The sequence below is a fragment of the Plantactinospora endophytica genome, assembly GCF_016862915.1.
GTDB lineage: Bacteria > Actinomycetota > Actinomycetes > Mycobacteriales > Micromonosporaceae > Plantactinospora > Plantactinospora endophytica.
The window spans coordinates 305,121-327,872 of record NZ_BONW01000041.1; the positions used below are offsets into that span (position 1 = coordinate 305,121).

At 73.1% G+C, this 22,752-nt stretch carries 20 protein-coding genes; 8 read left to right on the plus strand and 12 right to left on the minus strand.

What is annotated here, in order from left to right:
* Positions 1 to 36 precede the first annotated feature (36 nt).
* Positions 37 to 1,263 (plus strand): sensor histidine kinase, encoded by a 1,227-nt coding sequence (locus tag Pen02_RS34895; RefSeq protein ID WP_203870427.1) that lies wholly within the window; start codon positions 37 to 39, stop codon positions 1,261 to 1,263.
* A 16-nt stretch (positions 1,264 to 1,279) separates the two neighbouring features.
* Positions 1,280 to 1,993 carry a response regulator gene (locus Pen02_RS34900; protein ID WP_203870428.1) on the plus strand — a complete coding sequence of 238 codons (714 nt, stop codon included), beginning with the start codon at positions 1,280 to 1,282 and terminating at the stop codon, positions 1,991 to 1,993.
* A gap of 166 nt (positions 1,994 to 2,159) precedes the next feature.
* Here Pen02_RS34900 and Pen02_RS34905 read toward each other — a convergent pair whose 3' ends face one another.
* A complete protein-coding gene (locus Pen02_RS34905; protein ID WP_239141782.1) occupies positions 2,160 to 2,723 on the minus strand; it encodes a GNAT family N-acetyltransferase in 564 nt (187 codons plus the stop codon).
* Between the two features lie 287 nt (positions 2,724 to 3,010).
* On the opposite strand from Pen02_RS34905, the gene Pen02_RS34910 reads away from it, so the two are divergent.
* Entirely contained in the window at positions 3,011 to 4,192 is a 1,182-nt protein-coding gene (locus tag Pen02_RS34910; protein ID WP_239141784.1) for an alanine racemase, read from the plus strand.
* Positions 4,193 to 4,263: 71 nt separating this feature from the next.
* Entirely contained in the window at positions 4,264 to 5,175 is a 912-nt protein-coding gene (locus Pen02_RS34915) for a nucleoside/nucleotide kinase family protein (protein ID WP_203870431.1), read from the plus strand.
* 130 nt (positions 5,176 to 5,305) lie between these two features.
* Here the strand turns inward: Pen02_RS34915 and Pen02_RS34920 are convergent, their stop codons facing one another.
* The 10 genes from Pen02_RS34920 to Pen02_RS34965 form a co-directional block, all read right to left on the minus strand.
* Positions 5,306 to 5,878 carry a hypothetical protein gene (locus Pen02_RS34920; protein WP_203870432.1) on the minus strand — a complete coding sequence of 191 codons (573 nt, stop codon included), beginning with the start codon at positions 5,876 to 5,878 and terminating at the stop codon, positions 5,306 to 5,308.
* 182 nt (positions 5,879 to 6,060) lie between these two features.
* Entirely contained in the window at positions 6,061 to 8,985 is a 2,925-nt protein-coding gene (locus Pen02_RS34925) for an AfsR/SARP family transcriptional regulator (protein ID WP_203870433.1), read from the minus strand.
* 256 nt (positions 8,986 to 9,241) lie between these two features.
* Positions 9,242 to 10,519: a YcaO-like family protein gene (locus Pen02_RS34930; protein WP_203870434.1), complete on the minus strand. Its 1,278-nt coding sequence runs from the start codon at positions 10,517 to 10,519 to the stop codon at positions 9,242 to 9,244.
* An 18-nt stretch (positions 10,520 to 10,537) separates the two neighbouring features.
* Positions 10,538 to 11,761: a SagB/ThcOx family dehydrogenase gene (locus Pen02_RS34935; RefSeq protein WP_203870435.1), complete on the minus strand. Its 1,224-nt coding sequence runs from the start codon at positions 11,759 to 11,761 to the stop codon at positions 10,538 to 10,540.
* Positions 11,758 to 14,100: a prenyltransferase/squalene oxidase repeat-containing protein gene (locus Pen02_RS34940; RefSeq protein ID WP_203870436.1), complete on the minus strand. Its 2,343-nt coding sequence runs from the start codon at positions 14,098 to 14,100 to the stop codon at positions 11,758 to 11,760. Before Pen02_RS34940 ends, Pen02_RS34935 begins: the two co-directional genes overlap by 4 nt.
* A gap of 77 nt (positions 14,101 to 14,177) precedes the next feature.
* Complete coding sequence (locus Pen02_RS34945; RefSeq protein WP_203870437.1) at positions 14,178 to 14,420, minus strand: hypothetical protein; 243 nt, start codon at positions 14,418 to 14,420, stop codon at positions 14,178 to 14,180.
* A gap of 6 nt (positions 14,421 to 14,426) precedes the next feature.
* The gene (locus tag Pen02_RS34950; RefSeq protein WP_203870438.1) at positions 14,427 to 14,927 is read right to left on the minus strand and encodes a hypothetical protein; all 501 of its coding nucleotides are present in this window, start codon (positions 14,925 to 14,927) and stop codon (positions 14,427 to 14,429) included.
* Positions 14,928 to 15,019: 92 nt separating this feature from the next.
* Positions 15,020 to 15,661, minus strand: a complete 642-nt coding sequence (locus Pen02_RS34955) for a hypothetical protein (protein ID WP_203870439.1) — start codon at positions 15,659 to 15,661, stop codon at positions 15,020 to 15,022.
* An 82-nt stretch (positions 15,662 to 15,743) separates the two neighbouring features.
* On the minus strand, positions 15,744 to 16,685 hold the full coding sequence (locus tag Pen02_RS34960) for a glycosyltransferase (RefSeq protein ID WP_203870440.1): 942 nt from the start codon (positions 16,683 to 16,685) through the stop codon (positions 15,744 to 15,746).
* Between the two features lie 47 nt (positions 16,686 to 16,732).
* Positions 16,733 to 17,206 (minus strand): Lrp/AsnC family transcriptional regulator, encoded by a 474-nt coding sequence (locus tag Pen02_RS34965; RefSeq protein WP_203870441.1) that lies wholly within the window; start codon positions 17,204 to 17,206, stop codon positions 16,733 to 16,735.
* A 112-nt stretch (positions 17,207 to 17,318) separates the two neighbouring features.
* Here Pen02_RS34965 and Pen02_RS34970 point away from each other — a divergent pair, with 112 nt between their 5' ends.
* The 3 genes from Pen02_RS34970 to Pen02_RS34980 all read left to right on the plus strand — a co-directional run bounded on the left by Pen02_RS34970 (position 17,319) and on the right by Pen02_RS34980 (position 20,335).
* Complete coding sequence (locus tag Pen02_RS34970) at positions 17,319 to 18,653, plus strand: APC family permease (protein ID WP_203870442.1); 1,335 nt, start codon at positions 17,319 to 17,321, stop codon at positions 18,651 to 18,653.
* An 84-nt stretch (positions 18,654 to 18,737) separates the two neighbouring features.
* Positions 18,738 to 19,286 carry a GNAT family N-acetyltransferase gene (locus tag Pen02_RS34975; RefSeq protein WP_203870443.1) on the plus strand — a complete coding sequence of 183 codons (549 nt, stop codon included), beginning with the start codon at positions 18,738 to 18,740 and terminating at the stop codon, positions 19,284 to 19,286.
* Positions 19,274 to 20,335, plus strand: coding sequence for a hypothetical protein (locus Pen02_RS34980; protein WP_203870444.1), 1,062 nt, complete (start codon positions 19,274 to 19,276; stop codon positions 20,333 to 20,335). The genes Pen02_RS34975 and Pen02_RS34980 overlap by 13 nt, the downstream gene beginning before the upstream one ends.
* A 110-nt stretch (positions 20,336 to 20,445) precedes the next feature.
* Here Pen02_RS34980 and Pen02_RS34985 read toward each other — a convergent pair whose 3' ends face one another.
* The gene (locus tag Pen02_RS34985; RefSeq protein ID WP_372445731.1) at positions 20,446 to 21,471 is read right to left on the minus strand and encodes a glycoside hydrolase family 11 protein; all 1,026 of its coding nucleotides are present in this window, start codon (positions 21,469 to 21,471) and stop codon (positions 20,446 to 20,448) included.
* Positions 21,472 to 22,322: 851 nt separating this feature from the next.
* On the opposite strand from Pen02_RS34985, the gene Pen02_RS34990 reads away from it, so the two are divergent.
* Entirely contained in the window at positions 22,323 to 22,709 is a 387-nt protein-coding gene (locus Pen02_RS34990) for a hypothetical protein (protein WP_203870445.1), read from the plus strand.
* The last annotated feature ends 43 nt before the right edge of the window (positions 22,710 to 22,752 follow it).

Here is a 22,752-nt window from a genome sequence, read left to right on the forward strand (position 1 = left end):
GCGTCCGGCGAACGATAATCGGACGGGGAGGTACGCATGGTCGCCGGTCGTCGCGTCTGGACGGAGATCGTCCGGTGGCGGGATCCGCTGCTCGCCGCCGGCCTGTTCGGGATCGCCCTCGCCGCGCTGACGGCCATCCCAGCCGACGACGAGGCGCACCGGGCCCCGGACCTGCTCGCCGTGGCCCTGCTGCTGGCGATGACCGGGGTACTGGTGGTCCGGCGGCGCTGGCCGGTGGGCGTACTGGCGGTCAACTTCGCGGCGGTCGTCGGCTACCAACTGCTCGACTATCCCGCCGAGCCGACCCTGCCGGCCGTGCTGTTCGCGCTCTACACCGTCGCCTCCACCGGGGAGCGTCGCCGGTCGCTGGTGGTGGGCGCGCTGACCTGCGTACTTGTCGTGGTGACTCTGGCGATAGCCGAGCCGGGGTCGTACCGCCCGGAGCTGGTCGGCGCGCTCGGCTGGGTGATCGTGGCGCTGGCCCTCGGTGAGGCGGTGCGCTACCACCGGGCGTACACGGCGGAGGTGGAGGACCGGCTGGCCCGGGCGGAGTCGACCCGGGAGGCGGAGGCTCGGCAGCGGGTGGCCGACGAGCGGATGCGGATCGCCCGCGACGTGCACGACGTACTCGCGCACAGCATCGCGGCGATCAACGTGCAGGCCGGGGTGGCCGCGCACCTGATCGAGGAGACGCCCCGGCCGGACGAGGCGACGCTGGCGGCGATCGGCGAGATCCTGCGCGGCATCGCCGAGACCAGCCGGGGCGGGGTGGCCGACCTGCGGGCGACGCTGGACTGGCTGCGCGACGACGACGTACCGGTCAGCGACCCCGTGCCCGGCTTGCACGGGCTGCCCGAGCTGGCCGGTGCGCTGCGGGCCGGTGGCACCGAACTGACCGTCGAGGTCTCCGGCGACCGCCGCCCGTTGCCGCCCGGCCACGACGTCGCGGCCTTCCGGATCATCCAGGAGGCGGTCACCAACGCGGTGAAGCACGGCAGGTCGCACCGGATCGACGTCCGGGTGGTCTACGATCTGGCCGCGTTACGGATAGTGGTCACCGACGACGGTCCGGGGCGCTCGACCGACGGCTCGGCCACGGCCCGGCGCGGCGGGTACGGGATCCTCGGCATGACGGAACGGGCGCATTCGGTGGGTGGACGGTTGACCGCGGCCCCTCGTACCGGTCGCGGGTTCGAGGTGCAGGCGGTGCTGCCGCTGCCGCTGGCCGCCCCCGTACCGGCGCCGGCCCGGGAGCCGCGATGACGATCCGGGAGCCGCGATGACGATCCGGGTGTTGCTCGCCGACGACCAGGCCCTGGTGCGGGGGGCCTTCGCCCTGCTGGTCAACTCCGCTCCCGACATGCTGGTGGTGGGCGAGGCGGAGAGCGGCCGGGAGGCGGTCCGGCTGGCCGGGGCGGAACGGCCGGACGTGGTGGTGATGGACATCCGGATGCCCGAACTGGACGGCATCGACGCGACCCGGCAGATCGTCGCGGACGAGGACCTGACCGGCGTACGCGTACTCGTTCTGACCACCTTCGAGAACAGCGAGAACGTGGTCGCCGCGCTGCGGGCCGGTGCGAGCGGTTTCCTGGCCAAGGACACCCGCCCGGCCGACCTGCTCGACGGGATCCGCACCGTCGCGCACGGCGAGTCGCTGCTCTCGCCGGCCGCCACGACGATGTTGATCAGCCGGTTCCTCAGCCGGCCCGAGGCGTCCGTCCGCCCCGCCACGCTCGGCGAACTCACCGACCGGGAGCGGGAGGTGCTCGCCCTGATCGGGACCGGGCTGACCAACCAGGAGATCGCCGAGCACCTGACGGTCAGCCCGCTCACCGCGAAGACCCACGTCAGCCGGATCCTGACCAAGCTCGGCGCCCGGGACCGGGCGCAACTGGTGATCCACGCGTACGAGACGGGGCTGGTCCGGCCGAGCCATCCGCCGGCCCAGCCGGGAGGCGGCACCGGCCGGCCGGCGGTCGAACGGTCCTGACGCCGCCCCGCCGCTTCGCCGACGAACCGCCCCGCCCCGGGACTACCCGGCCGCCGCACCCGCGTGCCGGACCGCCGCACCTGCCTGCCGGACCGCCGTGGCTGTCTGCCGGACCGCCGCACCTGCCTGCCGGACCGCCGTGGCTGTCTGCCGGACCGCCGTCCGGTTATCGCTGCCGCGACAGCAGGTCGCGGACGTCCGGCCAGACGCAGCGCAGCTTGGCCGGACGCCCGTTCAGCCGGCCCGGCGCGTCGCCCGGCGGTTCCACGTACGACCGCTCGGCGATCCGGCCGCCGACCGCCGTGTAGAACGACTGGGCGGCGGTGTTCTGCTCCAGCACCCACAGGTACATCGCGTCGGTCGCGCCACGGTCGAGCACCGTACCCGCCGCCCGGTGCATCAGACCGGCGCCGATGCCGTGCCGGTGGTGGGCCGGGTACACGTGCAGGTTGTCCACAAGGGAGCCCCATCGGGCGTCCTGGTCGAGCACGACGTGCACGAAACCGGCGAGCTCGGAGTCGATCTCGGCAACCAGGGTGACCCCGTCCGGCGCGGGCTCGGTCAGCCGGGCCGACCAGACCGCCCGGCGGTCGGCCAACACGTCACCGTCCAAAAAGGAGTCCGCGTACGCGCCCCGGTAGTGCCGGCGCCAGCTCTCCGCGTGCAGCGCCGCGACATCCTCGGCATCCTCGCCGGTCGCCGCCCGGAACGACACCACTGATCCGTCCACCCGCCACCCCGCTGTCGTACCGGCCGCCCCGACGTCCGGCCACCCACGTCGACGGCGGACGCTACCAGCCGCCGACGCCGGCCTCCGCCCAATATTCCCGGCCGACATCTCCGGCCCGCCAGCGCGCCGCGACACGCTCCGGCCCGGCCGGAGTCCCGGCGGCTGATCTCCGGCTCGTTCCGGACCGGGGGTGGTCGGTCGGGCCGCGCGGCGGGCTCCGGCCGGCCCCGGGGGTGGCGGCGCGGACCAGCCTAAACTTGGTCGCGCATCGCAGAAGGAGAGTCGTCGTGTCCCTGACCCAGGACGCCCGTCCGGCATTGGCCGGCGAGGTCCGGCCCGCCGAGGGCCAGCCCGAGACGCCGTTCCTGCTGGTCGACCCGGAGCGGGTGGCCCGGAACGTCGCCCGGCTCCGGTCCCGGCTGGCCGGGTTGGGCACCCCGCTGCGCCCGCACGTGAAGACGGCGAAGTCGCTGGCCGTCGCCCGGCTGCTCTTCGACGGCGAGCCGGGGCCGATCACCGTGTCGACACTGCGCGAGGCGGAGGTCTTCGCCGCGCACGGCTATTCGGACATCCTCTACGCGGTCGGTCTCGCCCCGCACAAACTGGACCGGGTCGTCGCGCTGCACCGCGCCGGGGTGGACCTCCAGGTGCTGATCGACAGTGTCGCCCAGGCCGAGGCGGTGGCCGCCGTCTCGACCCGGACCGGGGTACGGGTGCCGGCACTGATCGAGGTCGACTGCGACGGGCACCGGAGCGGCGTACGCCCCGACGACCCGGTGGCGGTGCGGATCGCCGAGACGTTGGAACGGGGCGGTGCCGAGGCCCGGGGTGTGCTGCTGCACGCCGGTGGGTCGTACCACTGTCGGTCCCGGGCGGAGTTGGTCGCGGCGGCGGAGCACGAGCGGGCCACCGGCGTACGCGTCGCGGAGCGGCTCCGGGCGGCCGGGTTCGCCGCGCCGGTGGTGAGCGTCGGCTCGACCCCGACCGCGCACTTCGCAGCAGATCTGACCGGGGTCACCGAGGTCCGGGCCGGCAACTTCGTCTTCTTCGACCTGGTGATGGCCGGGATCGGCGTCTGCACCGTCGACGACCTGGCGATGTCCGTGGTGGTCACGGTCATCGGCCACCAGCCGGAGCGGGGCTGGATCGTCACCGACGGCGGCTGGATGGCGACCTCGCGCGACCGGGGTACCGCCCAGCAGCCCGTCGACCAGGGGTACGGGCTGGTCGCCCGGCTCGACGGGCCGCTCTGTCCGGACCTGTTGATGACCGACGCCAGCCAGGAGCACGGCATCCTGACCGTCCGGCCGGGCAGTTCGGCCGCGCTGCCCGAGCTGCCGGTCGGTACCCGGGTCCGGATCCTGCCGATCCACGCCTGCGCGACCGGCGCGCAGCACGACGAGTACCAGGTGCTCGACCCGGCCACGGGTGCCGTCGCGGAGGTCTGGCCCCGGCTGCGCGGCTGGTAGCCGGAGGGGGACGCAGGCTGGGCACCGGGCACCCGGGCGGTCCGGCCCGAGCCACGGAGGTGGAGGCGGCGATGACGTCCGACGGCGTGACCGTCGCGCTAATGGGGATCGACGGCTGCGGCAAGACCACCCTGGCCGGGCAACTCCGGGCCACACTCGGCGCCGCCGGCCTGGAGGTGGTGGATCCGGGGCTGACCACCGCATTGTCCCGCACCGGCCTGCCGGCCGGCTATCCCCGGTCCAGTCTGGAACTGCTGGCGCTGGAGGCATGGCGGCTGTTCTACGCGGGCGGCACGGTCGACGGCCGGCCCGCCGAGGACGCGGTGTCGTCCGCCTTCGCCTCGTCGGGCCTCGCCGGGATGGGCGCCGACCTGCCCGCCGGCCCGGCCGGGGTCCGGCAGCCCGGCGTCGTCGTCTCCGCGCTCGTCGAGTTCGCCGGGCACTACCTGCTGCGGGCCGAGGTGATCCGGCCGGCCCTGCTCCGGGGCGCCGTCTGCGTGTCGGACAGCTTCCCGCTGAAGAACGTCGTCCGTACGCTGCGGCTCGCCCAGCGGATGCCCGACCCGGCCGTACCGTCCGGCGCGCTGGACACCCTGGTCGACGCGGTGCGGGCGGCCTACTCGGACGCGTACCTGCAACCGGATGTCGGCATCCTGCTCGACGCCGATCCCGAACTGGCGTACCGGTGGCGGGTGTCGCAGACCGGGCGGGTCGAGCCCGGCGCCGACCTCGGGTTGACCGGCCAGACCGGACCAGAGTCGTACCTGCGGTTCCAGACGGTGATGGCGGACGAGTACCGGACGGCGGCGCGGGAGTGGGGCTGGCACGTGCTGCCGGTGGACGGCCGGCCGCAGCGGCGGACGCTGGACGCGGCCGTCGACATCGTGCTGAACCATCCACGACTACGCAGACGCGTCAGACCGGGCGGCGAAGCCGGAGCCGACGGTGGTCTCACCGCGACAGCGCCCGACCCCGACTCCTGACTCCTGACCCTGCCTCCTCGCGTCGACCTCCGAACCCGAACCCGACTCCTGACTCCGGACTCCTGAACCCGTCTCCTCGCGTCGACCCCCGGGCCTGACTTCTGGCTCCTGACTCCGGTCGTCGCGGCTGTCAGTCGAGGAAGGCGAGGACGACGGCGCCGATCCCCAGCGGTAGGTCCAGCAGCATGCAGAACTCGGCCAGCGAACGGGGGACCACCCGGTCGCGCCGGTAGTGGACGAGATCCCAGACTCCGTGCACGGCCAGCACCAGCCCGGCGAGTACCAGGCCGGCGCGGGGCGCGACGGCGAGCGCGGCCACGGCCAGGCCGCCGTACCCGATCAGGGCCCAGACCTGTGCGGTGAACGCCGGCCGGGGTGCCCAATTGACCAGTCCGACGACGACCAGGGCGAGTGCGGCGATGCCGGTACCGGCCCACCAGGCCAGGCCAGTGATCTTGCTGACCGTCACCACCACGCTGGCGCCGGGGATCGCCGCCCAGGCGACCCACGGCCGGTCGAACGCGGCGGCGCCGAGGTAGCACAGCGTGGCCACGCAGACCACGATGGCGACCGTCTCACGGTCCACGCCGAGCGCCAGTTGCGGTACGGCCACCGCCAGTCCGAGCAGGCTCGGCCAGCGGTGCAGCACGGCGTGCCAGCGCGGGAACCCGGCCCGCACGACGCCGGCCGACGAGGCTTCCATGTCGTCTCCTCCCGGTCAGCCGGTACTTGCTGCCACCGGTCCTCTGCCACCGAAACCAGGCGCGCGCTGCCCCGCCCGTCCGGCGCAGCGGTCCGAACCGTCGACCGCGCCCGAAGTCTGCCAACCAGCGGCTTCAGATCGGCTTCACGGCGATCGCGCCCGACGTCTGCCAACCAGCGGCTTCAGATCGGCTTCACGGCGACCGCCGCCTCGACCGGCCCGCCACCCGCGTCCCGGGCCGCGAGCAGGTGCCGGCGGACCAGGCCGGCGTCCGGGTGACCCATCTCGTCGAGCAGCAGCAGCGCCCGCTCCCACGCCCGCACGGCGGCGCGGATCTCGCCGCTGCCCCGCAGTGCCTCGCCGAGGCAGGTCAGCGTCTCGGCCGCGCCGGCCCGGTCGCCGACCTCGTCGAAGAGGTCGAGCGCGCGCCGGCAGCCGGCGACCGCCGACCGGTACGCCCCGGCGGCGCAGTCGAGATAGCCGAGGCTCTGCCAGTTGGTGGCGGCGCCGTGCCGGTTGCCGATCTCGTCGTTCAGCCGGAGCGCCTGCCGGCACAGCTCCCGGGCCTGGTCGTACTCGCCGAGCCGGGTCAGCATGCAGGCGATGTTGTTCAACGCGCGGGCCTGCCCGGTCAGGTGCCCGCACTCCCGGTAGAGGTCGAGCGAGCGCTGGTCGTGGTGCAGCGCCTCCAGGTGCCGACCCTGCTGCTCCAGGATCCGGGCGATGTTCACCCGCGTCTGGGCCTGGTTGGCGCGGTCGCCGACCGCCACGAACAGTCGGGACGCCTCGGCGAGGTGGGTCCGGGCCTGGTCGAGCCGGCCGAGCTGGGTCTGGGCCCGCCCGAGATTCCGGTGTACGTGTGCCTGCGCCGCCTCGTCGCCGACCCGCGCCGCAGCCTCCAGCGCGGTCCGTTGCACGGCCACCTGGTCGTGCCAGTACCCGCTGAGGTTGAAGAAGCTGGTCAGGCTCCAGGCCAGCTCCCAGCAGTGCCGGTCGAACCCGGTTCGGCCCGCCCAGTCGACCAGGGCGTGCAGCGTCCGGTGCTCGGCACGCAGCCACGCCCGCGCGCCGGCCTGCTCGGCGAACGGTTCCGGCCCGGCACCCGGTACCGGCTCGGCAAGCACGATCGGGTCCCGGTGCGGGTACAGCAGCCGGTCGGCCGCGTACGCGGTGTGCAGGTAGTGGTCCAGCAGCCGGCCCGCAGCCGCCCGCCGCTCGGCCGGGACCTCCTCGACCTCGGCCTGCTCCACCGCGTACGCCCGCAGCAGGTCGTGCAGCGAGTACCGCCCCGGCGACCGCTCGTCGAGCAGGTGTGCCTGGGCGAGTTCGGTCAGCAGCCGCCGTGCCGCCGACGCGGCCAGCCCCGCCGTACCGGCTGCGGCCGGCGTGGTCAGCTCCGGCCCGGGATGCAGTCCGACCAGCCGGAACAGTCGCGCGGCGGCGGGACTGAGCGCCCGGTACGACCAGGAGAGGACGGCCCGGACGTCGGCGGCCGGTTCGCCGCCGTCGAACGGGTCGAGGCTGCCGCCGGCGGTGCGTAGCTCGGCGACCAGGTCGGCGAGGCGGAAGCCCCGGTGCGCGGCGGCGCGGGCGGCCACCACGGCCAGCGCCAGCGGCAGCCGGGCGCAGCGGGCCGTGATCTCGTCGACGGCGGCGGGCTCGTCGGCCACCCGGTCGGCTCCCAGCCGACGGGCCAGGAAGCGGCGGGCCTCGGTCGGGCTGAACAGGTCCAGTCCGACCGGCCGGGCGCCGTCGATCGCGACCAGGCCGGCGAGCCGGTTCCGGCTGGTCACCACCGTGGCGCAGCCGGCCGCGCCGGGCAGTAGCGGGCGGACCTGCGCGGCGTCCCGGGCGTTGTCGAGGACCACGAGTACCCGCCGGCCGGCGACCAGGCTCCGGTACAGCGCGGTCTGCGCGGCGAGCCCGACCGGGATCCGCCGTGCGGGGACGCCGAACGCGTCGAGGAAGCCGCGTACCGCCTCCTCGGCGCCGACCAGCACGCCGTCCGGGTCGAAGCCGCGCAGGTTGACGTAGAGCTGCCCGTCCGGGAAACGGTCGGCGACCCGGTGCGCCCAGTGCACCGCCAGCGCGCTCTTGCCCACCCCGGCGGAGCCGGAGACCACCGCCGTCGTACTGCCCTGCGGTGCCGGGTCGAGCACACTGCCGTCCGATGCCGGATCGAGCACGGCGTCCAGCTCGGTCAGCTCGTACTCCCGGCCGGTGAACGCGGCCGGCGGGGCCGGTAGCTGCCGGGGCACCGTCGGCGTCGGACTCGTCGCGGTGCCGTCGGTGCCGTCGGTGCCGTCGGTGCCTTCGGTAAAGTCCCGCACAGGCTCCGGCTCTGCTGCCGGCGGCGGGTCCAACGCCGGGTCGTTGGTGAGTATCTGCTGGTACTGCCGTTGCAGTGCCGGCGCCGGATCCATACCCAGCTCCTCGGCCAGCCGGGTACGGACGTCCTGGTAGTGCCGGAGCGCGTCGGCCTGCCGGCCACAGCGGTACAGCGCGGTCATCACCTGTCCGGCGATCCGCTCGTCGAACGGGTGCCTGCCGGCGCGGGCGGCCAGCTCGGCGAGGAGTTCGGCATGCCGGCCGGCGGCCAGGGCAAGATCGACCAGGTCGAGTTCGGCGGCCAGCCGCTCCGCCGCGATCGTGGTACGCAGCCCGGCCAGCCACGGCGTGTCGAGGGTGCCGAACGGCTCGCCCCGGCACAGCGACAGCGCCTGTTCGAGGTGGTTCTTGAGCGTGTCGTGCCGGGCGTGCCGGGCTGCGGTGCGGGCTCGCTCCAGCAGCCGGTGGAAGCGGTGCAGGTCGACCGCGTCCGGATCGACCGTCAGCAGATATCCATCGGAGCGGCGGATGATCGCGATCTCGCCGGTCGTGCCGAGCAGGGCCCGCAGCCGGGAGATATAGCCGGAGAGGGCGTTCCTGGCGTGCCGGGGCCGCTCCTCGCCCCACACCCGGTCCAGCAGTCGGTCGGTCGGCACGATCCGGTTGGCGTCGACCAGCAGCGCCGCCAGTACGCACCGCTGCCGGGCATGGCCGAGGTCGACCGTCCGACCGTCGACCCGGGCCTGCACGTCGCCGAAGAGCAGCAGCTCCACCGCCATCGTCGGCCGCACCTCCTGACCCGGGTCACCAACGGTGACACCGTGACAGCAGGATGCCGTACCCGGTCGGCGCGGGGCAGCCTAATTCACGACTGCGCGACCGACCCCTCCCGCTGCCCGGCGACGCCGGACCCGCGCAGGATCGCCGGACCCGCTCAGGATCAGGGGGCCGGCCAGGGATCAGGGGCCCGGCCACGGCGCAGGGGAGTGGAGAGGGGTCAGCGGAGTGGCGAGGGGGTCGGGGGACGGGTGAGGGTCAGCCCATGAAGTGCGGTAGCAGGGTGCTGAGCCGGCCCGGGGCGGTTCCGCCGACCAGGCGTCGGCAGCCGAGCCGCAGCCGCCGATAACCGAACGAGAGCGGGATCAGACCCGGCACGAGTACCCGGACCACGCTGACGCCGCAGTCGGCCAGCTCGGGCGGGGTCAGGTCGTAGGAGTAGCCGGCCAGCCCGTGCCGGCCGAGAGCACCGAGCACCGCGTCGAGCGGGTCGGCCGGCAACTCGTCGACGCCCGGCCGCTCGACGTCGCCCACGGCCGGTCCTGGTCCGGCCCGCCTCGGCCGCACGCCGGAGACCAGCGTGTCGGCCAGGAACGTCCGGAGTACGTCGTGCAGCGGGCCGTCGTCGTAGAGCGCCCGGTGCTGCGCGGGCCGGCGTACCTGGTCGAGGGGCAGATGGGTGTAGCGGTCCGGCCGGGTACCGGCACGCAGCCCCCGGCCCAGCTCGACGACGGCGTGTTCCGTCGCGGTGTCCGGGTCCGGATGCGTGCCCAGCCCGTACCGGAAGGACCGGCCGCGCAACGCGATCGCCAGCACGGTCGGTACGGCGACGTCCTGGTCGATCCGGGCGACCCGGCCGACGTACCCGGCCCGGGCCAGGTCCGTCATCGCCCGGCCCGCGCGGTCCGGCAGCTCCCCGAGGGGTACGACCCGTGCCGCCGGGCGGCGGTGCCAGAGCAGCATCGCCGCGTCCCGCTCGACCACCTCGCAGAGTGCCGCCAGGCGGGCCCGGTCCGGATCGGGGTACGCCGCCGATCCGCTCGACGTCTCGGCGACCAGTGCGGGCCGGCGCAGCGGGGCGTGTGGATGGAGGAACTCCACCGGTACGAGCCGCTGTGCCCCGGTGACCAGCTCGTTCACCGGCAGCCACTCCAGTGGCGCCCGCTCGTCGAAGGCGGCGAGCCCGAAGTCCGGCCGCCGGTACTGGGCCTGGGCGTAGAGGCCGAGGTCGGACGGGTGTATCGCCACCTCGCCCAGCGCCGCGTAACTGTCCCGGGTCACATGTGCCGGGTAACTGCTCCCGGATGCCTCGGCGGCGGACCGGCCGAACTGCGCCCACCGTTCGACGCACTCCCACACCGCGACCGTCCGCGCCCGCTCCGGGGTACGCCCGGCACCGAAGCCCCGCACGGTCTCTCCGTCGACGCTGATCATGGCATGTGCGGCGGCGGTCGCCGGTCCCACCGGTCCGGGGCGGGGATCGTCGCTGACCACCATCCCGAGCCGCCGGACCAGCTCCGCCGCCACCCCGTCCACTCAGACCCACCCGTCCACTCAGCCCCGCCCGTCCGCCGTCCGCCCGTCCGGCACCTGACTTGCCGAGGTGAGCGCGTTCGGCCGGCACGGTTCCGGGGCGGGGCCGAGGGCGACGGCGTACACCACCGTCTCGGTCGGATGTCCGAGCCCGGCGGCGCGGGCCGCCGCCTCGTCGTCGTACCCGCAGTACGGCCGCCCGGCGACCCCGAGCGCGGTACCGAGCAGCAGCAGGTTCTGCGCGATGTGCCCGGCCTCCAACAGCGCGAGCCGGTACGCCTTGCCGCCGTACCGGGCCAGGCCGGGGCGGGCGAAGTCCACGGTGAGCAGTACCACTGCGCCGGTGTCTCCGGGCGGCAGTTCGGGCAGCCAGCGGGCCGGTTCGGTCGCCGGGGGCGCGCCCGCCCGCCGGGACAGTGCGTGGGCGAGGGGCAGGTAGCGGTACCCGCCCGCCGGCAGTCCCGCGACCCGCACCGCCACGACGTGCGTCTCCACCAGACAGAGCCCACCCCCGGACGGATGGGCGCGGCCGAACCAGCTCGCGCCGTCGACTCCGTCCCTGCCGTCGACTTCGTCCCTGCCGTCGGGTTGCTCGCTGCCGTCGAATTCGTCTCTGCCGCCGGGCTGACCTCTGACGTCGTGCCTGCTCGCGCGGCTGGGCTCGCCCCTGCTGTCGGGCCTGCTCGCGCCGTCGGGTTCGCCTCTGTCGTCGGGCCCGCTCGCGCGGCCGGTGGCGTCTGCGCTGTCGGGCACGGTTCCCGCGCCGGCGCCGAGCAGGGTGCCGAGCACCTCCAGCGGCATCGGGCCGGTGCCGAAGCGTCGGGCGGACCGCCGGTCCCGCAGGGCCCGGCCGAGCGGCGTGCTGCCCGGTGCGGGTGGCGGCAGCCGGACGATCGGCCCGCTGCCGGCCTCCCGGGCCTGGAAGGCGGTGTCGGCACCGGGCACCGCCGGCAGGTCGAGGTGACCGCCGACGGTTCGGCCGTGCAGGTCCAGCAGGTGCGCGGTGAGCGGGTCGGCGACCACCGCCCCGTGCCGTTCCAGCAGCGCCAGCAGGTCGCGTACCGCCGCCGGTGCGCCGGCCAGTTCCTGCCGGTGCCACGGTCGCGTCGACCATCCGGCCAGCCACTCGGCGGCCGGACCGGCACCGGGCACGCGGAGCAGTTCGACGCCGTCCCGCAGCAGTACCGCGTCGTCACCCCGGACCAGCACCGCCACGTCGTCGGCGAACCGGGTCAGCGCGGTCACCGTGGCCCCACCGGAGTACCGCCGGCCCGGGCCGCCGCCAGCAGCGCCTGTAGGCAGAACGCGGTGGTGGCCGTCGGGCTGCGGTACGACACCGTGCCGTCCCGGGTCGGAAACTCGATCCACCGTCCGGCCGGCCATCCGCCGTCCGGTTGCTGCGCGACCCGTAACCAATCGGCACCTGCGGCGATGGCGTCCCGGCAACCAACCGGGTCCAGCGCACAGAGCCCGAGTACGCCGAACGCGGTAGCCAGACTCGCCCGCTCCCCAGCGTCACCGTCCCGACCCTCGCTACCCCGACCGTCAGCACCGTCCCGACTTTTGCTACCGTCCCAGCCGCCGTCGGGCCGTTGCCGTGCCACGAGGAAGTCCCGGGCCCGGGCGCACTGTTCCGGCCAGCCCGGCACCGCTGCCAGCACCGACGCGGCCCGGAACGTGCCGTAGTACGGGCCGGCGTACCAGGCGCTGGCCCAGGAGCCGTCGGCGCGCTGGGCTCCGGCCAGGTAGCGGGCACCGGAGGCGATGACCCGGGCGTACCGGACCGGATCCGTCCGGGACAGCGCGACGAGCAGGTTGGCCACGACCTCCGGATGCACCCCGCCACCGCCGACGACCTCGACGAACCGGGCCATCGCGAGGTCGAGGGCGCTGCCCCGGCGACGGTCCACGATCCAGGTCGGTACGGCCCCGGTGCCGTCGCCGCCGTCCAGGGCGACCCGGACGGCCTCGTCGCAGGCGGCGGCGAGCGGGCGCCCGCCCAGCCGGGCCAGTACCTGCATCACCTGGGCCAGGTCGTCGGTGTCCGGCGGCAGCTCCGGCAGGCTGCCCAGGTAGTTCCAGCCGCCCCGGACGCCCGGGTGCTTGGCGAGCAGCAACTGGATAGCTTCCGCGCAGAGCACGTCGGGTCCGACCGGCAGCCCCGCGTCGTACGCGTCGACCAGCGCGTCCAGGGCGACCGCCCGGGCGAACAGCAGATCTGAGTGGGTCTCGGTCCGCTCGGCGCCGACCCGGCCGACCGGCAGGGTGAGCGCGTGCCGCGCACCGGGGTGGCCGGCCGCCCGATCGGCCAGCAGTCGGGTCACGGCCGCCCGGGCCGCCCGGTCGTCGCCGTCGGCCAGCAGCACCGGCGGTGCGGGGTTCCGTTGATGGTCGTCCCAGCGGAGCCACCGGGCCACCAGTTCGGCGGCGAACTCGTCGTCGGGTCCGCCGGTCGGCCGGACGACCTCGCCGAGTTCGGCGGCGGCGCGGTCGATCGTCGCGTAGACCGCCGGGTCGGAGAGGCGTCCGCCGCCGGGCCGCGCCCACAGCAGGTGCACGTTGGGCCGCCCGGCGCGGGCGTCGTCCACCAGGTCGGCGAGGTCGTCGGCGAGGCAGAAAACCGTGCCGAGGCGGCGGGCGGCGCGGTACAGGAGCTCCGGCGGCGGGTCGCCGGGCCGCCGGGCCAGGGCCACCATCTGGGCGATCGCCGTCGACGGCCCCGCCGACTTGAGCCGGGCGGCGGCCAGCAGTCCGGGTACCTGCGGACCTGTCCCGGCCGCCGCACCGGTCACCGTCCGCTGCGCCTTCAGCAGCGAGTGCAGCGTGCCCCGGAGGAGTACCCAGGCCGGCTCGTTCCGGTACCGGGCCAGCAGCCGGCCCGCCAGCGCCGTCCAGGCAGCCATCAACTCCACCGCCACCCGCGCCGACGGATGGTCGTACGCCCGGCGGCGGAAGCCGTCGAGGGTCGCAATACGCCCGGTCCCGCCGTCGAGCAGCGTGCTCAGCGCCTCCGGGGTCAGCGCGGCGAGGAGCCGCCCGTCTCCGGCGTCGCCGACGGTGTCGATCGTCGCGATGGTGGCGTTGAACAGCCCGCCGAGCAGCCCGACGTCGGTCGCGACGCTGTCGGTCCGGTCGCTCGGATCGCTCGGACCGTCGTCGGCAACCGAGTCGCTCGGGTCGCTCGTGTCGCTCGTGTCGGTCGAGTCGCTCGTGCCAGTCGAGTCGTCGTCGGTCGGAGCGCTCGTGTCGGTCGGAGCGCTCGTATCGGTCGGAGCACTCGGGTCGGTCGGAGCACTCGGGTCGGTCGGGTCGTCGTCGGCGGTGCCACCGGCGATCCGGTGCAGCAGGCGGGCGTGCCGTTCGCCGAGCGCCAGCATCGCCGGAAGCCGTTCGGCCAACGGGCCGGTGGTCTGCCGCCACGCCCTGGCCAGGTCGGGCCAGCGGGCCGGCAGGACGGTGTCGACGAGTACCTCCCGGCGGGCCACCTCGGCCGCGACGCTGCGGCCGAGGGTGGCCAGATCGGGGCGGAAGCCCCGGGCCGACAGGGCGGTTCGGGCCGCCGCGGCCACGTGCCGGGTCGACATCGCTCCGCCGTAGCGGCTCGGGACCCAGCCGGGGGCCGCTACGGCGGAGGTGCCGCCCGACGGTGCGGGCGGCATCGTCACGACCAACAGTCGCCGTACGTCGGCGGCGGCGGAGGCTGCGGGCAGAGGCTCGCCCACATCGACTCGTAGTAGTCGGTGTTGCCGTAGAGGGTGTAGTAACCGGGTGCGCCGACGCCGAAGTTCTGGCCGAGCCCGATCTGCATGTCGTACCAGCCGTTACCGGCGTTGTAGGCGGCGACGCTGAACCAGGCGTTCAGGATCGGTGCCTGGGTGTTGCAGTCGAAGACGTGGATCCACATGGCGACTCACCTCCGTTCCCGGCCACGTTTGGTCAGTCCGCCGACGCCCGGCGAGCCGGCACCGGGAGACGCCGGGCCGTCCTCGTCCGGCCGGAATCCGGCGAGACGGAGGATCTCCGCCTCGCTGATCCGGGGCGGGTCACCCCGTCGTTCCGCCGTGGCCTCCATCAGGGTCACCGCCGGCATGTTCGGCCCGTACGGCTCCCGCTGCCGGGCACAGGCGTCGGCGACCTTCGCCACGAAGTCCTCTTCGGACTCGATCGGGAAGTAGAACTCGGGCATCAGTTGGGGTAGCTGCGCGACGGGGATCTCCTGGCTGCCGAGCCGGACACCGCCGCTGTCGATGGCCGCCCGGAGCGCGTCGGCCCCTTCGACCGGGAACCGGAGCCGGGCGGCGACGTCGACGACGGCGCGCAGCCCGTCGGCGACCCCCGGGAACGCCCGCAGAGCCAGGTTCAGATACCGGAGATCGTCCGGGGTGAAGTCCTCGAAGTCGTCGTTGGGCATCACGAGTGGCCTCCTTCGGCTCACCGGATCGGATGGCGGTGGTCGGGCAGAGATTGGATGGCGGTGGTCGGGCAGGGATCGGATGGCGGTGGTCAGGCAGGCGGCGCGGTCCGCCGGATGCCTCCGATGTGCACCCGAGGGCTTTCCGGGTGGTAGAGGTCGAACAGGCAGTCGCAGACCGCCGAGACGGCGTCCCAGTCGCCGCGGTCGATCGCCTGTTTCATGTACCGGAGCATGGTGCCGACGGTGTCTCTGGTGGTGGCCGGGAGGTGGCCGGCGACGGCCGCGCGCCACAGTTCGAGTGCCTGGGGATGGCCGACGAACTCGAAGGCGTGCGTGAGTACGTCGAGCGCCTCGATGCGGTGCCGGTCCGTCTCGTCGACGGTGGGGTCGGTGATGGTGGTTTCGAGGTCGGCCAGGATCTCCTCGATCGACCTGGCCGGTCCGTCGGGTCTGCCGCCGGGCCGCCGGGTCGCTCCGGTGCTCGGCGGCGCCGGCACCCGCAGACCCCGGGTGGCGAGTAGCTCGGTCGCCTTCCGGATCAGGTCGTCCGCCGAACTGATCGGGAAGAAGAACCCGGGAATCAGCGCTGCCGCGAACCGCGTCTCGTACGCGACGCCGCGGAAGGTGACTTCCGGGGAACGGGACATCTGCTCGACGAACTCTGACTTGGTCGCTATCGGATATTCGAGCTGAAATTCTCTCGCGATTCTCGCCAAGTCGTTGTCGGGCATGGGGATCACCGTCCGGACGTTGCGTGGCCGGCGTGGCCAGCGACGTCCCGAAACTATTTTCCGCTGAATGTCAAATCAATACTCAATCGTGCCGGTGTCCCTGATCCGACGGAGACGCTCGACGATGTTGGACGGGCAACCGGGCGCCCGGCATTATGCGCGCGAAGAGTTCCCGGTCGGTCAGTTGCCGGGTGCGCTGCACCACCGCCCGCCACCGCCCTGTCCCGGCCTCCGCCAGCCAGCTACGCACCGGATCCGACAGCGGCTCGAACGACCGCTCCAGTGCCTCGACCGTACGATGGTCGAACACGCTGCGCAGAAATGCGAGCTGGTTGAACTCCACGTGGTCGTAGTAGACCGGATAGGGGAAACTCTTTCGCGAAAGGTGGCCCACCCGGGCGTCGGCGACGCAGCGGGCGCCGATCCCGGCCAGCCACGCCCGGGCCGAGAGGTCCTGCTCGTCGGCCCCCCAGACCCGGAACAGCGGCGAGAAGCCGCCGAGCAGGTCGTAGCTGGTGCGCCGGATCATGTAGCAGGCGCCGAGCACCATCGGCACGTCGGAGGCGCCCGGCCCCGGGTACCGGACGCGGTGCCGTGGCCGGAAGCCCGGACTGTGCCCGGCGGCGTAGTCGCGTACGCCGCACCACTCGAAGTCGGCGCCGTAGAAACCGCCGACCGTACGTTCGTAGTCCCAGAACGACGCGCACAACAGGGCGCCGGAATCGACGTGGTCGAGCATGTGCGTCAACCAGTCGGGGTCGAAGGTCATATGCGCGTCCAGACAGACGAGCACTTCTCCACCGGCGAGCGCGAAACCCTGTCGTCGGGCCCCGGAGACCCCGGCCGGCACGGAGTTGCGGACGACTTCCACACCCGGCCCCAACGGGCCGACCGGATCGATACTCCCGTCGTCGACGACCACGATCTCGCGTTCCCCGCCCGGACTGGTCGCCCGCAGTCCGTCGACCGTACGCCGAAGCACTTCCGGATGCTCGCCCCGGGCACAGATCACGAATGAGATCACCCGTGAATTGTCCCGCGAATCCGTCGGCGGGAAAACAGCCGGGCGGCTCAGCGCAACTGTGCGAGGGGGAGCGGTCCACGGGTTTTCACCGTGCGGATGGCGAAGGTGCTGCGGGCGTCGACGATCGCCGGAATGGCCAGGATCTGATCGATCAGCAGCCGCTCGTACGCGGCGAGGTTGGCCACCGCCGCCTCGACCAGGAAGTCGGCGGAACCGGAGACCACGTGGCAGGCGACGATCTCGGGGATGCCGGTCAGCACCGCCTCGATCCGGGCGGCGGTCTCCCGGGAGTGTTCCCCGACCCGAAGCTCGATGAAGACCGTCAGGTCCAGGCCGAGCCGGGCCCGGTCGAGTTCGGCCCGGTAACCCGCGATCAGCCCGTCCTGTTCGAGGGCACGTACCCGGCGGAGGCAGGCCGACGGGGACAACGCGACCGCCTCGGCGAGGTCGACGTTGGCGATCCGCCCGTCGCTCTGCAGCCGGTCGAGGATCGCCCGGTCGGTGGAGTCGTACGCAGCCATCGGCACATGCTGCCGTAGCCGACGGGGGCGGCGCAATATTATTGCGTGGGAGGATGAGCATCCGCGCATCTTTGCCATCGTGTGCCGCGCCCGCGCTGCGAAACTCCGTCGCATGACCCGTCAGCGCGCTTCTGTCGTACCGGATCTCGGTGTTCTTCGGGGTTCCGCCCTCTACATCGGGGCCCTGCTCGGGCCGGGCCTGCTGCTCCTGCCCGGCCTCGCCGTGACCCGGGCCGGACCGGCGTCGATCCTGGCCTGGGCCGGCCTGCTGGTCGCGTCGGGCCTGTTCGCGGTCGTCTTCGCCGCCCTCGGCGTCCGTCACCCGTCGGCCGGCGGAGTCCGGGCGTACGCCGAGGCGGGTCTCGGCACCCGGGCCGGCCGCGCGGTCGCCTGGTGCTTCCTCGCCGGGGTGGTCAGCGGGGCGCCGATCGTCTGCGTCACCTGCGGCAACTACGTCCCCGAACTGCTCGGCGGCGACCTCCGGCTCGCCTGCGCCACCGCCGCCGTCCTGCTGCTCGGCACCCTCGCGGTGAGCCTGCGTGGCGTCCGCACCTCGGCGACGGTGCAGTTCGGCCTGGTCGTGCTGCTCGTCACGATCGTCGTCGGCGCGGTCGTCGGGGCCGCACCGGCGAGCAGCGGCGCCAACTGGAGGCCGTTCGCGCCGCACGGCTGGGCAGCGATCGGTCCGGCGGCCTCGACCCTGATGCTGGCGTTCGTCGGCTGGGAGGCGATCGCCCCGCTGACCAACCGGTTCGCCCGGCCCCGCCGGCAACTCCCGGTCGTCATCGGCATCGCCTTCGGCACCACCACCGTGATCTACCTGGCGCTGGGGGCGGTGACGGTGGCCGCGCTCGGCCCCGGGGCGAGCACGTCGGTGCCGCTGGCCGCGCTGCTCACCCTCGCGGTCGGACCGGTCGGGCCGGCCGTCGCCGCAGTCGGCGCGGTGGTGCTCACCGTCGGCGCCGTCCTCGCGTACCTCTCCGGCGCCGGCACCCTGGCCCGCTCGCTGTCCCCGAGCCGCGCCGCCCGGAAGTCCGCCGCGCGCGAGGCCGCCGCCGCGCGCGAGGCCGCCGCCCGGGACGTTGTTGCCCTGGACGTTGTTACCCGGGACACCCTGCCGCCGTGGCTGCTCGTCGTCCTGCTGACCGTCGGGGCCGGGCTGATCGGACTGCTGGGTACCGGCGTGCTCAGCCTGGCCGGGCTGGTCAACGTGCCGACCACCTTCTTCCTGGTGGTGTACCTCGGCTGCACCGCCGCCGCCGTCCGACTGCTGACCGGAGCACTCCGGGCGGTCGCCGCCGTCGCGTTCGTCGCGGTCGTCGCCGTGCTGGCCTTCAGCGGGTACGCCCTGATCCCGGCCGCCTGCGTCACCGGCCTGGCCCTGCTTGTCGGGCGCCGCCGGCCGGCCCCCCGACCGCCCGCCCGCGAGCCGGTGCCGGTCGGATAGCCGGTCCGCCGCCCTAGCGCAGTGTCGGGGACTCTGGTGCATGCCCTGTCGGGCCGGCGGTCGGCAACGTCGATACTGGGGGGCATGTCCGAACCCGTCCTGCCGATCCGCACCGAGCGACTGCTGCTTCGCCAGTACCGCGCCGACGACGTGGACGCGCTGCTGTCGTACTACAGCGATCCGGTCGTTGCCCGCTACATCCCGTGGGAGCCGTGGTCGCGGGAGTTCGCCGCCGAGATGGTCGGCAAGCGCGTCGACTACACCGGCATCACCAGCATCGAGTCCCGGCTGGCGCTGGTGGTGGAGCACAAGGGCGAGGTCGTCGGCGACCTGATCCTGTGGCCGGCCGACGAAACGCTGTCCCGGGGCGAGATGGGCTGGGCCTTCCACCCGGCGGTGTCGGGCCAGGGGTTCGCCACCGAGGCGGTTCGGGCCCTCATCGGCGTGGCCTTCGGGCACTGCGGAATGCACCGCCTGATCGCGCAGCTCAACGCCCGGAACGAGGCATCCGCGCGGCTGTGCGAACGGGTGGGCATGGTCCGGGAGGCGTACCTGCGCCGGGACTACTGGACGAAGGGCACCTGGGCGGACAACGTCGTCTACGGACTGCTCGCCGAGGAATGGCAGGGCTAGCCGTCGACGGTTCGGGCAACCTGGAGCGGATTGCCTGGGCACGGCTCTATCACGCGTACGGGCCGGCGGTCGACGTGCCGGGACAACTGCGGGCGCTGCGGGATCCGGACCCCGATGCTCGTGCGCAGGCGTTGGGGCAACTGTTCGGCAACGTCTGCCACCAGGGCACCCGGTGGCAGGCCAGCGCGTACGTCGTCCCGTTCCTCGTCGGTCTGGTCGACGATCCCCGGACACCGGGGCGCCCCGCGATCGCGCAACTGCTGACCAGGATCGCCATCGGGGACCTGCGGGACGACCGGCTGCCCTTCGACCACGTCGGGGCCTTCGCCGCCGGTGCCGCGCTCACCGAGGACCAGATCGCCGAGGTGGTACGGCGGGTGTACCACGAGGACGATCCGTTCGACGACGACGCGTTCTCGCTGCTTGCCGACCGGGCGGTGGTCCGGTGGGCCGCCGAGGCGTACCGGGCTGCGGCCGAGCACGTGGACAGCTACCGGCGGTGGCTCGCCGATCCGGACCCGGGAGTCGCCGCGCGAGCCGCCGCCCTGCTGGCCTGGTTCCCGGCGACCGACGCCACCCTGGCCGCCCTGCTGGCCGTACCCTCCGACCGGGTGGGCGTCCGGGCCAGCGCGAACCTGACCATCGCACACTCTCCCGACACCCGTCCGGACGTCGACCGGCACCTCACCGCCCTCCTCGTCGCCAGCAGCGGCCACACCGTCATCGCCAGCAGCGGCCACGTCGCCAGGAACGGCAGCGGCCAGGTCGCCGGTGACAGCCTCGTTCCCAGTGGCAACCTCGTCCCCGGTGACGGCCTTGCCGCAGCCGAGAGTCTTGCCGCAGGCGAGCGGCTGGTCGCCGGTGACAGCCTCGTCTCGGTCAGCGCTGCGGTCGCCCTGGCCTACCGCAACGGTCACGCCGTTCCCGATATCGCGCTGACCTGCCTCGTCGACGCCTACGGGAGCAGCCTGCCCGACGAGATTCCCGGGTGGACCCGCGCCCCGCGCGGCTTCGTGGCGCTCGCCCTGCAACGCCTCGGTCTGGCTTGACCGCGAGCCGTCGTACCGTCGAAATGCCGGCCTCCTCGGTGGCGGTCGTCCGGAACGACGGGTGGGGTGCCGACCACCCGCCGGCACCCCACCCTGTCGCGCGCGTCCGATCAGCCGGTCGCGCAGCTCGCGGTTGGTGTGGTGTTGTTGCCGTTCTTGTAGAGCGTTATGCCGAAGTTGTTGCCGCTGCCGTTCGGGCGTGCCGTGATGGTGCCACTGGTGCCGCTGACCGACGCGTTCCAGCTGTTCTGCAGGCTCTGGCTGCCGTTGGTGCGGATGGTGACGACCCAGTTGCTGGCACCGCTGACCGAGAAGGTCGTGTTGAACCGGTCGCTCCAGTCCTCGGCGCGGCTCACACTGACCGAACAGCTACCGCCTCCCGGGTTGCCCGGGCCGGTGGTGGTGGGTTGGGGGTTGCTGCCGCCGCCCTCCCGGACGGTGATGTCGGAGCTTCCCTGGCTCTGGTAGCCCTCGGTGGCCATGACCTGGTAGGCCCAGCTGTTGCCGAGGTTCAGGCCGGCGCGGGCCCAGGCGTCCATGTGGTTGCCGAAGGTGATGGTGCCGCTGCTGCGCTTCGACTGCCGGACGCTCCAGTACTGGTAGAACGTGGCGGTACCGTCGATCGACGGCTGGTTCACCCGCTGGCTGCGGAGGATGTCGTAGGTGCCGCCGTCGGTGGTGACGGTGCCCATCCGGGTGGCGCCGCTGCTCGGGTTGTAGCTGCCGAAGTTCTCCACCACGTAGTACTCGATGAGCGGGTTCCGCGTCCATCCGTACAGGGCGAGGTAGGTGTTGTTGTTGCCCGGGTTGTAGGTGCCCGAGTAGCTGACGGTGCGCCGGCTACCGCTGGACCAGCCCTTGCCGCCGACCCAGTTGTTGGTGCTCCTGCTCCACGAGCTGGAGTACCGGCCGTTCTCGCGCAGCACCATGCAGGCGTCGCCGCTGTCTTTCCAGAACGAGAAGTAGAACCCGTTGTGCGTACCGGTGGTGTTCGAGCAGACTTGCCGGTCAGCCTCGGCGTACGCGTTGGGGACCAGCACCATCGTGCCGGCGACGGCCAGCACTGCCGCGCAGGCGGCGCCGAGGAGCAGCCGGATCCGGTTGCGCCCTCTCGGTCTGGTGGGGGTGTGGTTCATGTCGTTCATGTACGTGGGTCCTCCTTGTGGCGGCTGGCGGGAGGCCAGCGGCGCGGTACGACCCGGTGCGGCTGATGGCCAACGGGCGGCCACCGGACGTCGGCGTCGTACCACGCGGTGGGGGTGGGCCGGTCGTCCTGCACGACGACCGGAGGGAGCGGGCCGCGGTGGGTGGTATCGACGGCGATAGAGCTCCGTCGATGGCGTCAGTATTGAACCGACGTCGTTGCCTTGTCAACAACTTTCGGAAACGTTGTGGAAACCTGGTCTCGGCCAGAGATTCGCGTGTGGACACGTTGTTGCTGGCCAGCGGCCAGAGTTGGTCGCTGCGGCTCAGGTCTGACCTGGCAGAGCGTCAGTCGCAGGATCGGGATCCGGGCCGCTGTTGCCGAAAGTTCCGGAGATCTTCCGGACCGTGATGCGCCCTGCCGGGCGGCCCGGGAGTCCACAAGCGCGCCCGAGCGGCCATCGCGCCGCCCTACGCTCGGCTCTGGACCGGTGGTGGGAACCGTCGTTGTCCCGGCTCACGTTGGCGGCGGCGCTGCTGATCCGGTTCGTCTACGCGCCATGGCGGCTGACCACCGGGTAGACACAGGTCCGGTCGGTTCGCCGGGATCGATGCCAGGCGCGATGCCCGGTCGCGGCATCCACCGGAACTGTGTCTCGGCGTCCAGGAGGGCAAGCAGATGTCCCGAGTACGGTCCGTGCTGGCCTGGACACTGTGCCGTCCAGAGGTCCACAATGGCCAGGCCGTACGGGTAGGCGGCCGGCTCCGCAAGTGCCGGATCGACCGCCGAGGTTCCGAGCCCTGGTGCTACCTCGAAACGCCGTCCTCGCGGTTGGAGACCGATGTGACGTCGCACGAGATGGAGATCGTGTCCCGGTACGTCGACGCCGGTGAGAAGATCCGCCTAGCGTTTTCCGCCTACACGGGTGGTGGTCTGGGGCGTCGAGTGGTCGGCGTGACCACGCACAGGCTCGTCGTGGTCAAGAGCGGATACGCGTCGGTGGGCGACAAGGGTCTGCTCTGGACGGAGCCGCTGGACAACGTCGCGCTGAAGGACAACTTCTCCCGGTGGCACACCGGCGGTGTCTACACCGGCAACTCCTACGTGACCGTCCGGCGAGGCGACGGCAGCACCGTCCAGTTCAATCCGCGAAGTAGCTTCTGGGGCGGCCGAGGCGCTGCCGACGCCAACATCGCGGCGCTTTACTCCGCGGTCCCCGGCCGCTTCTGACCACCCTCCCGCCTTGGCCGGGTGAAACTCGGCCAAGGTTGAT